The sequence below is a fragment of the Chitinophaga sp. CC14 genome (assembly GCF_048957795.1).
Classification (GTDB): domain Bacteria; phylum Bacteroidota; class Bacteroidia; order Chitinophagales; family Chitinophagaceae; genus Chitinophaga; species Chitinophaga ginsengisegetis.
Genome location: NZ_JARBFY010000001.1, coordinates 290159 through 302571, shown reverse-complemented (window position 1 = coordinate 302571; position 12413 = coordinate 290159). Strand labels below are relative to the sequence as shown.

The following is a 12413-nucleotide window of genomic DNA, read 5'->3' as shown; positions in this document are numbered from 1 at the left end:
GGATTTTTTTACGCGTCATTTTTAATTACAACCGGAATGCCGGACACCATTAGCGTAACGGTACCGGCTATACGTGCAATGTACTGGTTCACCCAGCCTTGTAAGTCTGTAAACTTGCGACCTGCCTCTGTTTCGGCATGCACGCCCATTCCAATTTCGTTGGTTACAATAATAAAAGTACCTGCTTTCTGGTGAAGCGCGTGTATTTCTGCCTGGATGGCCTGGAGGGTATTATCGGTATGATAATGATGTGCGGTAAAGAAATTGGTAAGCCACAGGGTAATGCAGTCGATCACTACAGTATGCCCGTCCAGCGGGAGGCGGCTTACATATAGTTCTTCTTCATAATTCACCCACACCGGTCCTCTTTCTTCTTTGTGCCGTTGTATGCGCTGTGCAAAATCGTCGTCCCATACTTTGGCGGTAGCCACGTATACCGGGTGAGCGCTTTGTGATAAGGCCAGCTCCTGTGCGTACCTGCTTTTACCCGAACGGGCGCCGCCTGTAATTAAATGAAGCATAGAAAAGCGTTTAGCCTTTTCCGGTAGTTGGCGTTTTGTAAACGCCAACTGCCGGAAGTTATTAGTTAAATAACGGCATTGCCGGGAAGAAGAAGCCCATGAAGTTCACGCTTTTCTTCAGGCTACCGCTGCTGGCATCATAGATGTACAGCGTGTTATCTTTATAATTATCGCCATAACCGGATTTTACATCTGTTACTACGATGGTATTGTTACCCGGATTGTATCTTACTCCTGCACCGTACATTTCACGGCCGGCCGGAATGGTTACAAATGGTGCATTCAGGGAATTGGGATTACCTACTGCATATTTGTATACTTCCCTGCCACCAGCGCCCCATGCGTTGGTTTTACCAATGAATACGGCATTTTCAATAGTAGATGCACTCAGCATACCGGCATTCCATGCGCCCCACGCGCCATATACCGGGAATGGAACTGTAACGGTATCCATTTTCAGGTTGTTGGCATTAATGGCAAACAACATGTTATTGCGGGCGGCCCAAACAGTGCCGTCGGGTGTGCGTGTAAAGCCTACATCCGCAGGGCCCAGTATTTTTGCCACGCTTAAATCGGTATTGTTCAACGCTACCATGCCCTGGGTTTCGGACATTACGATGATGTAGCCTTCTGCCGCTACCATACCACCAACCTGTCCGGTTACGCCGGCCAGTTTAGTGCCCAGCGCCAGTGTTTGCAGGTTAACGGGATACACGCCATCAGCGGTGCCTATCAGACCAGTGCTGCTGTTTACACCGCAAAAGGAATTGGCAAAAGCCGGTAGCTGATCAATACGGCCGGTTTCTTTCATGGTGCCGGGATCTGCTACTACAAAGGCGCCCTGCTTGGATACGAGGTATAATTTGTTCTTGTAAATGGCGCCATAGTCGGTGGTTTGACCGAGTTGTTTGCCAGGGTTATTACGTTTAAATACATACTGGTAAACGGAATCTTCCCCATTGCGGTAAAAATTCACATCGCCGTTTTCCTTGCCATACTGACCTTCATTCACCAGGAAAAATCCATTTTCAAATTTGCCCAGTACTTTGATGCGGTAATAGTAGGTAGCGAGTGCGTTACCGGAAATTATTTTATAAGAGATGGTATAATCTCCTCTTTCTGCTGCGGTGAAAGTATAGGTAGAATCGGTACTTACCTGCACGCCATTTACCAGCCAGAGAAAGGTAGGATTTTTCACCTCTGCCAGTTGCGGGCTTAACACCCGGCTGTCGCCGATATAGATGGTATCTTTACCGTCTTTTAAGCCCGGAGCTACTATCTGTGGTACAATTACTTCTGCCTCATTATCTTTAGAACAGGAGGCTAATCCTGCAATAGCGAATACTGCTACAATAAAGGAAATCTGAAATTTGCGTGAAATGCTGCGCATGTGTTGTGATTTATTTTCGTATGTCTTGTTTTCGTATGGGTATTACAGTTAAACTGTAGCCAGGGTGCTAATACAGAAATGCTATGCAGAAGAGAGAAATAGTGAATCCCCTATAATAATTTAGAGATTTAGAGTCAGACAAATGTGTTCATCTGCCTGAGCCCCAAATCTCTAAAAAACAAATGTAAAAATATTATTGGGCAAAACGCAGTCTGCGCTTTACCAGTTCAAAGCTGCCAAAGAAAATGCTGCTGTAAACGATGTTACCTACCAGTACATACCACATGTAAGGAATAGCCTGGATATAGCAACTTGCTAATCCTGCTGCATCTTTGGTATACGGTAAGCCGGTGAGCATGTTGGTGGAACCGCTTACCCACACGCCGAAGTTGGATACCAGGAAGTGCAGGAGCGCTGCGCCCGCAGAACCCATCAGGATATTGGCCACACTTGCTTTCTTGATTAACAGCTGACCCAGTAATACGATCAGTACAAAGCTGGCGTAGTTCCACACCCAACCCCTGTACAGTAAACCTTCTGCATATTGTTTATGAAAAACCTGCATCAGGATAATGTCGCTAACAAACAGCGTCAATAAAGGAAAGGCGTATGATTTCCACTTCTGTGAAAAAGAAGCGCCGCCAAATAAAGCCATCGCGCCTACCGGCGTAAACATAGCGATTGGTTGCATCGTTGCATCTGATCCCAACACGATACGTATTACACCAGCTGCCAGTATAAACAGCAGCAGTACGCCAAACCGTGGATTAAGATTCTTTAAAGACATTATGTTGGTTTTAATGTTTACAAATTAAATACAATACCGGTATTAAAGTTGAACCGGCGTGAATTATAACCCGAAATATCAAAATACTGATAATCTGTAATATTTCTGAAACCGGCGAAAATTTTAAGCAAGTTACCAAATTTATATTCACCATATAAATCCACGGTATAATAATCCCCCATTGGCCGGGTTCCCTCGAACCGTTTATCTATGTATTTACAGGTGGCGGCCACATATAGCGCCTGGGTGGCCTGGTAGCCTAAAGTGGCATTCACCGCGTGTTTGGGTACCCTGTACAGGTTGTAGTAGGAAGAGTCCTTACCGTTCTGGTTCACCGTAACACGGCCATCTACATAGGTGTAATTGGCGGTTAGCTGCAGCGTCCTGGTAATTCTCCAGGTGGCTTCCACTTCAGCACCATAAGCCTTTTGTTTATTGGCATTGCGGTACTGGCTGAAAAAGGTGACAGGATCAAAGTAAAAGATCACCAGGTCGTGGGTATTGCGGGCAAAACCGGTTACCCGGAAGTCTATTTTGCCGTTAACCACATCCGCCTGGTAGCCGGCTTCATAGCTGGTAGTGGTTTCCGGCTTCAGATCCTGGTTACCATAGCCTTTTGCATACAGCTGGTACAGTGTAGGAACGCTGTAGGCAGAAGAAATATTGATAAATACTTTATGATGTGGGTTGATCAGGTAAGATGGATTGATGGAGAAGGTTTGGTTATTACCATACCGGCTGTGGTGATTAAACCGGCCCCCCACTTCGAGATTAAAGCCTCCCATGTTGTGCAGCAGGAACGAGGCATATACGCTGATCTGGCTGGTGTGCGAGCTATCCGGCGATAAGGTGGTGGTATCAATTCCGGGGCTGTAGGTACTTTGGAGAAAGTCCTTTTGGTCGGTGGCGGAGCGGTTAAAGGCAGCGCCTCCGATCAGCCTTATCCGGCTGCTCAGGTCCAGGTTCACATAGCTTTCCACCTGGTGGGTGTTGGCGGTAAACAGGGAGCTGTCGTACCGGGCGTAGGCGCCTACACCAACGTAGCCGGAATCATTTAAGATATCCCGTTTGGTATGCTGGTAACTGTATAATACATGCCAGGAGCCGTTTTTAAACCGGTATTCGCTGGTGAGGCCATTGAGCAGGTACTTTGATTTGCCGTTATAATCCGTTTCATCTTTATAGCCGCCTTCATCCAGGTCGTGGCGATAGTTGCTGTAGTTCAGTAAGTAGCCGAAGTTCCAGCGTTTTCCTGCAGCCAGCCCCAGTTTGGCGAAAACGCTGTTTTGCCGGAAGCCGTCTTTATCAAATCCGGCCTTGTAGGTGGAGTCGTAGGCATCGGAGAAGCCCCTGGTTTTTTCATGTTTATAACTTACCAGGTAAGAGAAGCGGTTAACATTGCCGTGTACATTTACATTGCCCAGGAAATCATGGTAGCTGCCATAGCTGGCAGTGGCGCCCACGCCGAACTTTTTATCGCCGGTTTTACGGGTAATGATGTTGATCACGCCTGCTACGGCATTGGAGCCATAGAGGGTCGACTGGCTGCCCCGGAGTATTTCGATCCGTTCTACCTGGTCGGGTGAAATGAAGTTGAGATCAAAAGTATTATTGATCTGGGAGGCGTCGCTTACCGGCAGCCCGTCTACGAGGATCAGGGTGTTGCCGTTGGATGCTCCGCGCATGTATACGTTTGGTACAGTGCCCGGGTTGTTTTCGGCGCCGTTGATGATCAGGCCGGTTTGCTGGTTGAGGATGCCGGCGATGCTCCTGCCGCTGTTCCGCTGCAGGTATTCATGTGAAAGGATGGTGACAACCTTGCCGGTTTCCCCGGCCTTCTGGGGGCCTTTAACGGCGGTAACGGTAATTTCATTAAGCTGGCTGATACGGCTGGTATCCTGTGCGGTAGCAGCGGTGTACAGCACAACAGATAAAAGTAAGGACGTGTAAAGTTTAAATTGCATCCGCGAAATATTAGTTGAAGGTTTATTAAAATAAAAATGCAGCAGGGACAAAGGTTAGGTTACTTTATCTCCACTGCATTTTCAAAGGCAAATTGCCAGGGGCAATTTACTTATCCCGGCATCCGGGAAATATATTTATCCATTTCTTTGATCTGGCTTACGATCTGCGCAGTGGTAGGCTTTTGAGCTTTGGCCCTGCGGAAATATTCTTTGGCGGATTTGAAGTCGCGGCGGCTCATGGCAATAGAAGCCAGGGTTAACAGGGCTGCTGCCGTGTTTTCCTTGTCAGGCAAGCCTTTGCGCATCGCAATTTTCAGGTTCTGATCGGCTGTTTTCAGGTCGTTTTTCTGATAGGCGATAGTGCCCAGCTGAAAATACTGCATCCCCTCATATTCCTTCATCGGGCTGCCGGAGTTAATGCTCTGGCGGATGGTGGATTCAGCTTTATCAAGATCATTGGAATACATAGCCATGTTGCTTTGCATAAAATAATATACAGAGCGGATGGGTTTGTACAGCAGTTTCGGGAACTTCACCTGGTTCATCAGGGCGGTGGCCCTTTCAATGTCACCGGCTTCCACGGCTTCCTGTACCATTCTCATGGGACCAAACATCACGTGTGTTACCAAACAAACCAGTGCCAGCACCAGCACAATGGTGGCTTCCCACCAGCCAACAGTAAGGCCCAGCGCAATACCACCTGCCAGTAATACAATACCGATCGGGAGGCGATATAGAATAAAAAAATTAAATGCTTTCATGAAAAAACAGTTCGTAAATCACTAATAGAGGGTGCAAAGATAAATAAAAAAAACACCTCATGGGTTTTCATTTCCGGCGTTTCAGATTCGCCATGGCAATAGCGCTTAATATGATGGCCACGCCGAGGATTTGCAGGGAAGACACGGATTCATGAAGGAAAATGGTAGCCGCCAGCATAGCCACCGGCAGCTCGGCGGCGCTGAGGATGGCGCCCAGCGATACCCCCGTTTGGGGCATCCCCTTTGAAAAAAGGAAGGGCGGCAGCACCGTACCGAAAAGGGAGAGGGGAATACCCCAGATCCACAGGCTGGTGCCGGTAAAACGGCCATTAAACAGGTACAGCGGGGGAAAGATCAGGGTAATGAGCACAAATGCGCCGGTAACAATCCAGGCACTCTTCAGCACCGGCCCCAGTGATGCGGCCACCCGGCCGCTCACCACTATAAATACCGTGTAACAGAGGGCTGCCAGCAAACCAAAACCAATGCCTTTCCAGTTCAGCATGGTTTCAGTGTGATTAAATACGCCCCCGGCCAGCAAGGTGCCGCCAAGAATAAAAAACACCGCAAGCCATTGTACCGGGGAAGGCCGCTTTTTATAAATGATCCATTCTGCCAGCATACTCATCCAGGTAAACTGCATCAGCAATATGATAGCAATACTGGCCGGGATATATTGTACACTCTGATAATAAGTGATGCTTACCAGGCCCGTGGAACTGCCCAGGATAAAGCAGGTGCGGGCATCTTTATTGTTTAAGCCCACTGTTTTTTTACCGGAAAATGCCTGGATGATCCATAACGCCAGCATCCCGAAACCCGCCTGCACACTGCATAATTCGCCTAATGTATATCCTTGCTGATAGCCCGATTTAACGATCGTTGATAATATCCCAAAGCTGCATGCGCCAAGAAGCACAAGCAGTATGCCTTTCCACATAAGAATTGTTTTAGTGCTGCGAATGTATGCGAATTTAGCGGAGGCGATGGCCTCCGCTAAATGTGGTTATTTCTTTTTTTCAAGGTTCGGTAACAAACCGGTAAGGAGCCCTATTAAAGGAAGATATGCGCAAACCTGGTATACATAGGAGATACTGGTGGCATCCGCAAGACGGCCCAGCAGGGCGGAACCTACGCCGGCCATACCAAAAGCAAGACCAAAAAATAATCCTGCAATCATACCTACTTTACCCGGCACCAGTTCCTGTGCATAAACAAGGATGGCAGAGAAAGCGGAAGAGAGTATAACGCCAATGAATACACTGAGTACAGCCGTCCAGAACAAAGTGGCATGTGGCAGCAGCAATGAAAACGGCGCCACGCCCAGGATGGAGATCCAGATCACATACTTACGCCCGATACGGTCGCCAACAGGCCCGCCGATAAAGGTGCCCGCCGCTACTGCAAACAGGAAGATAAACAGGTATACCTGCGACGCCTGCGTTGAAATATGGAAACGGTCCATCAGGTAAAAAGTATAGTAGCTGGTCATGCTGGCCATGTAAAAGTATTTGGAGAAGATCAACACCAGCAGGATGCCCAGTGAAAAGATCACGGTGGAATTGGATAGTTTCGGCCTGTTCAGCTCCAGCGCCGCTTTTTTTGGTTTGATGCGGTGTGTGTTGGAAAGGTACCATTTGCTGATGTTCAGCATAACCACAATCGCCAGCAATGCAGCTATAGAAAACCAGATCACATGAAACTGTCCGAAGGGAACAATCACCATCGCGGCCAGTAATGGACCCAATGAGCTGCCGGCGTTACCGCCTACCTGGAACAGGGATTGCGCCATGCCATGTTTCCCGCCGGAGGCCATGTGCGCCAGCCGGGAAGCTTCGGGGTGAAACACCGCAGAACCAACGCCTACCAGGCCTACAGATATCAGTACCATCGGGAAGCTCTGCGACAATGATAAACATACCAGTCCAAGCAAGGAGAAGCTCATGCCAATAGCCAGTGAATAGGGCTGTGGCTTTTTATCGGTATACAGGCCCACCAGTGGCTGCAGCAGGGATGCGGACATCTGGAAGGTGAGCGTGATAAGCCCTACCTGTGTGAAATTTAGTTTCAGTGAATTTTTAAGTACCGGGTACATCGCGGGAATAAGCGACTGTAAGGTGTCGTTCAGGAAGTGGGTAAAACTCAACGCCAATAGGATAGACAGCACCGTTTGCTGTGCTGCCTGTTGTGCGGCGGCTTTGGGCTGTTCTGGTAATGTTGTTTCCATTTTTTTCTTCTTTTAAGATCAGATCATCTGATGTTTTAGGGTAAAAAAATTATTTGCCGTGGTTACTGATTTTCGTTGCCCAAATCAGTGCCTTCTTTGGGTCTTTATCTATAATGCTTTGCAGCAGTGCATCGTGATAATGCTGCGTGTCAGTAAATGAATCCGTGTTGGCATAACGCAGGAGGAACGACTTTTTCAGGTGCTCTGCCACTATTCTGTACAGGTCCCGCATTATTTCATTTTTGCCTGCTTCTGCTATGGCATTATGAAAGCAGATATCCGCCTGGATACAAAGTTCCAGCTGGTTACCGGATGCATATTCAAAACGCTTTTTCAGGAAGCTTTTCATCTTTTCAATATCCTTGTTATTGCGGTGCATGGCAGCTTTCTCCGCAATTTTTACTTCCAGCAGGAAGCGCACTTCATTCAGGTCTTTGAAATCGGCCCGCTGCAACCGCTGCGACAGCGCTTCCCCGGTGCCCGATTGCGATAACACAAAGGTGCCGAGCCCCTGTTGCACCCGCACCAGTCCCCGGTGAGCCAGTATTTTCACCGCTTCCCGGATGCTGGAACGCCCTACGGAAAACTGCAGCATCAGCTCCGGTTCTGTAGGCAACTGCTGGCCTACTGCATATTTGCCGGACGTAATCAGTTCCTGCAGGCGGTCTGCCACCTCTTCAGCCAGGCTGAGTCGTTTTAAAGGAGAATTATTTGTATTCATCATATCATCTGATGTTTGCAAAGGTAATAGAACTTTTTATTCTTTTTATCTTTTTTTAGGGAGATGGGTAACGCTCATCATTTTCTGCTTTGCGAACTGTGGCAATAAGTTTATTTTGGCCGGATTGCTTATTAACATCAACTGCTATATGAGAAAACTTATTCTGTCATTATCCTTATTCATCACTTTGCACACCTATGCGCAAGATGCGCTGAAGTACCAGACTCCTCCAAAGAGTATCCTGGATCTGGCGATGGCAGCCCCTTCGCCATCAACGGACTTTAATAGCAAAGGAGATGTGATGCTGATCATGGAGCGCACCAGTTACCCGACTATTGAAGAATTATCGCAACCGGAATACAAATTGGCGGGAGCGCGTATCAACCCGGCTAACTTTGGTCCCAGCCGCGCAGGCTACATCACCGCTATCCGTATAAAAAATATTAAAGGCAACAACGAATACGCGGTAACCGGCTTGCCCGCCAATGCGCGCATCGGCAATATCAGCTGGTCGCCATCACAGAAAAGCATTGCTTTCACCCTCACAGACAACAGCCGTATTACTTTATGGAAAGCGGATGTTGCTACCGGCGCCGCCACGCAACAAAGCACCCGCGCCCTCAACGATATTGCAGGCCCGGCATTTACCTGGATCGATGATAACCGTATCCTGGCACTGGCCGTACCTGCGGCTATTGGCAAAGCACCGGAGAAACCAGTGGCTCCGGCTGGCCCCACTGTACAGCAAACCTCCGGTAAAGCCGCTCCGGCAGCCACTTACCAGGACATGCTGAAAAACCCATACGATGAGCAGCTGTTCGATTATTACTTTCAGTCCGAACCAGTAATTATCAGCGCTACCGGCGAACAGGTAATCGGTAAACCCGCTATTTATGTAACTGCTTCCCCATCGCCGGATAATCAATACCTGCTGATGGAAAGTTTGCACCGCCCATATTCCTACCTGGTAGGCGCCCACCGTTTTCCTACTGAAGTAGAGATATGGAAAATGAATGGCGAACTCGTAAAGAAACTCGCCAGCAACCCGCTGGATGAAGTACGTCCCAAAGGCTTTGATGCCACCAGCAACTATCCCCGTTACTTCTCCTGGCGCAACGATGCACCAGCCACTATCTGGTGGGTACAGGCCCTCGATGGCGGCGATCCTAAAAAGGAAGTGCCCTTCCGCGATGTAGTGAATACCTTGCCAGCTCCCTTCAGCGCCGCGCCGCAGGAACTGGTGAAAACAGTGAACCGCTTTGCCGGCATCAGTTGGGCCAACAACCAGCTGGCACTGGTATCTGACGCCAACAGCACGCAGCAGAAAGTAAAGGTGAGCCGTATAAACCCTGCTAACCCTTCGCAGGCGCCGGTTACGCTGATCGATCGTTCTGAAAACGACCGTTACAACGATCCGGGAACCCCTGTAACTATAAAGAACCAATACAACCGATCTGTATTATACGTGTCGCCTTCGCATGAACTGCTGATGACGGCGCCCGGTGCTTCTCCTGAAGGAGACCGCCCATTCCTGTCTTCTTTTAATTTAAATACCGGCAAACAAAATATCCTGTGGCGCTCCGCTGCGCCTTACTACGAGCAGGTGGCCGATGTGATTGATCCTGCCAGGCTCGTGGTAGTGACAGCACGTGAATCGGTTTCATCTCCCGTAAACTACTACCTGCAAAATCTGAAAAAGAAAACATCCGTGGCACTCACGGCATTTCCTCATCCACAACCACAACTGAAAGGCGTGCAGAAACAACTGCTGAAATACAAACGCAAAGATGGTGTGGATCTCACCGCTATGTTATACCTGCCGGAAGGCTATGACTCCGCTAAAGACGGCCGCCTGCCGGTGCTGATGTGGGCTTATCCACGTGAATATAAATCTGCCAGCGATGCTGCCCAGGTACGTGGTTCTGCCTATAGATTTACCCGCGTAAATTATGGTTCGCCTATCTTTTGGGTAACCCGCGGCTTTGCGGTAATGGATGCTACCGAAATGCCTATTGTAGGAGAAGGCGATAAAGAACCCAATGATACTTTCATCGACCAGCTGGTGATGAATGCGGAAGCTGCCGTAAACAAGATCACGGAAATGGGCGTGGGCGATAAGGACCGTATAGCAGTGGGTGGCCATTCTTACGGCGCCTTTATGACTTCTAACCTGCTGGCACATACGAACCTGTTCAAAGCAGGTATTTCCCGCAGTGGCGCCTATAACCGTACTTTAACGCCATTCGGATTCCAGAACGAACAACGCACCTACTGGCAGGCGCCGGAAGTGTATTATAAAATGTCGCCTTTCTCTTATGCAGATAAGCTGAAAACGCCTATCCTCCTCATTCACGGGGAAGCCGATAATAATTCCGGTACATTCCCTATCCAGAGCGAACGACTGTACAACGCCATTAAAGGCAACGGCGGTACGGCGCGCCTGGTATTCCTGCCACAGGAAAGCCACGGTTATGCCGCCCGGGAAAGTATCCTGCATATGCTGTGGGAAATGGACGAATGGCTGATGAAATATGTAAAGCAATAAAGATCGCTCCTGTAATATCTGTGATGATCCGCCCGGATCATCACAGATATTATCATCATAAGTAAAAAGTACCATTAAAGCCCCTAATACCACAACCCCCGTTCCCACTTCCTTTGTACCTTTGTTGCATCATGTCAAAGGCGCTCATTCCAACATACGATATCTGTTCTCTGGCTATGGGAAAGCCGGCATCTGAGGATATACTGGTGGCCAGGTTTTCAGATTACCTGGCAGCACACCGGGATATTCATTTCCCACACCGGCATTCGTTTTATCATCTGGCATTTTTTACTGCCGGGAGTGGAAGCCATACGATCGACTTTGAAAAATTCCCGGTAAAGCCGGGGCAATTATATTTTATGGTACCCGGCCAGGTACATAGCTGGTTTTTTTCCGGTGAGATAGAAGGTTACGTGATGAACGTATCTGCCGGGTTCTTTAATGCCTTCCTGCAGGATGCGGACTACGTGGAACGGTTTCCTTTTTTCAGCGGGGTGAGTGCAGAAGGAGTGGTACAACTTCCTAAAGCCGCCATTCCCGTGGTAACTGCGCAGTTTGAAGGCATGCTGAAAGAAATAAAAGGCGAGCAGGCTTACAGCCAGGATATGTTGCGGTTGCAGGTGCTGGGAATGTTTATCGCAGTAAGCCGCGCCAGCAGGCAGGGGGAATCGCGGCAGGAGTTGCCGCATAATTATGTGCTGCTGCGCAATTTCCGCAAACTGGTGGAACAGCATTATATGCAGTTGCGGTTGCCGAAAGAATATGCTGCCCTGCTGTATGTAACACCTAACTATCTCAATGCCTTTTGCCGGCATATGTTAGGGAAATCGGCCGGGGAAATTATCCGCGACCGGGTACTGCTGGAAGCAAAACGATTATTGATCAATGCAGATATGAGTATTGCCGCTATCGCCTACCAGCTCAATTTTGCGGACAATTCTTACTTCACCAAGTTTTTTAAAAAATACGCAGGAACAACACCGGAAGAGTTCCGGAAAAATATTTCCTGATAAATCTTTCATTATATGTGTGCAGATAAAAATAATGTAAAACCCAACCTGCTGAAAAGCCTGTTGGGGAACAAGTGCGCCCGTTGCAGAAGGGGGGCTATCTATACTACCCAAAATCCCTATGACCTGAAAAACTGTTTAAAGATGCCCGATGTTTGCCCGGTATGCGGTCAGCCGGTGGAAGTGGAAGTAGGTTTTTATTACGGTACCGGCTATGTGAGCTATGCACTGTCCATCGCCGTATGCGTGGCCAGCCTTATCGCCTGGTGGCTGTTCATTGGCTTCTCCATTTACGACAACCGGATTTTCTGGTGGCTTGGCGTAAACGCCCTGCTGCTGATAATACTGCAACCCCTGCTGATGCGATGGTCCCGCACCATCTGGATGGCCTTTTTTGTATACTACGACGAAAACTGGCACCAGGGTCCTCCGCAGGGTACCGGCAGATCAAACGCTACATTTAAGAACGCAATATAATAGGCCAACA

Annotated in this window: 11 protein-coding genes; 3 read left to right on the top strand and 8 right to left on the bottom strand. The window is 48.6% G+C overall.

Annotation, left to right across the window (positions count from 1 at the left end):
* Positions 1 to 8: 8 nt before the first annotated feature.
* The 8 genes from cobU to PV783_RS01230 all read right to left on the bottom strand — a co-directional run bounded on the left by cobU (position 9) and on the right by PV783_RS01230 (position 8374).
* On the bottom strand, positions 9 to 521 hold the full coding sequence (gene cobU, locus PV783_RS01265) for a bifunctional adenosylcobinamide kinase/adenosylcobinamide-phosphate guanylyltransferase (protein WP_420986909.1): 513 nt from the start codon (positions 519 to 521) through the stop codon (positions 9 to 11).
* A 61-nt stretch (positions 522 to 582) separates the two neighbouring features.
* Positions 583 to 1911: a DUF5074 domain-containing protein gene (locus PV783_RS01260; protein ID WP_420986908.1), complete on the bottom strand. Its 1329-nt coding sequence runs from the start codon at positions 1909 to 1911 to the stop codon at positions 583 to 585.
* A 193-nt stretch (positions 1912 to 2104) separates the two neighbouring features.
* The gene (locus PV783_RS01255) at positions 2105 to 2698 is read right to left on the bottom strand and encodes a DUF6580 family putative transport protein (protein ID WP_336388975.1); all 594 of its coding nucleotides are present in this window, start codon (positions 2696 to 2698) and stop codon (positions 2105 to 2107) included.
* 17 nt (positions 2699 to 2715) lie between these two features.
* Positions 2716 to 4662 (bottom strand): TonB-dependent receptor plug domain-containing protein, encoded by a 1947-nt coding sequence (locus tag PV783_RS01250; protein ID WP_420986907.1) that lies wholly within the window; start codon positions 4660 to 4662, stop codon positions 2716 to 2718.
* Between the two features lie 110 nt (positions 4663 to 4772).
* Positions 4773 to 5423 carry a tetratricopeptide repeat protein gene (locus PV783_RS01245; RefSeq protein WP_079471121.1) on the bottom strand — a complete coding sequence of 217 codons (651 nt, stop codon included), beginning with the start codon at positions 5421 to 5423 and terminating at the stop codon, positions 4773 to 4775.
* A gap of 67 nt (positions 5424 to 5490) precedes the next feature.
* Complete coding sequence (locus PV783_RS01240) at positions 5491 to 6363, bottom strand: EamA family transporter (protein ID WP_420986906.1); 873 nt, start codon at positions 6361 to 6363, stop codon at positions 5491 to 5493.
* Between the two features lie 66 nt (positions 6364 to 6429).
* Positions 6430 to 7650: an MFS transporter gene (locus tag PV783_RS01235; protein WP_079471119.1), complete on the bottom strand. Its 1221-nt coding sequence runs from the start codon at positions 7648 to 7650 to the stop codon at positions 6430 to 6432.
* Positions 7651 to 7699: 49 nt separating this feature from the next.
* Positions 7700 to 8374 carry a FadR/GntR family transcriptional regulator gene (locus PV783_RS01230; protein WP_420986905.1) on the bottom strand — a complete coding sequence of 225 codons (675 nt, stop codon included), beginning with the start codon at positions 8372 to 8374 and terminating at the stop codon, positions 7700 to 7702.
* A gap of 145 nt (positions 8375 to 8519) precedes the next feature.
* Between PV783_RS01230 and PV783_RS01225 the strand changes: the two genes are divergently transcribed.
* The 3 genes from PV783_RS01225 to PV783_RS01215 all read left to right on the top strand — a co-directional run bounded on the left by PV783_RS01225 (position 8520) and on the right by PV783_RS01215 (position 12403).
* The gene (locus PV783_RS01225; RefSeq protein WP_420986904.1) at positions 8520 to 10916 is read left to right on the top strand and encodes a prolyl oligopeptidase family serine peptidase; all 2397 of its coding nucleotides are present in this window, start codon (positions 8520 to 8522) and stop codon (positions 10914 to 10916) included.
* A 131-nt stretch (positions 10917 to 11047) separates the two neighbouring features.
* Positions 11048 to 11926, top strand: coding sequence for a helix-turn-helix domain-containing protein (locus PV783_RS01220; RefSeq protein WP_079471117.1), 879 nt, complete (start codon positions 11048 to 11050; stop codon positions 11924 to 11926).
* 15 nt (positions 11927 to 11941) lie between these two features.
* The gene (locus PV783_RS01215; RefSeq protein WP_079471116.1) at positions 11942 to 12403 is read left to right on the top strand and encodes a DUF983 domain-containing protein; all 462 of its coding nucleotides are present in this window, start codon (positions 11942 to 11944) and stop codon (positions 12401 to 12403) included.
* Positions 12404 to 12413: the final 10 nt, after the last annotated feature.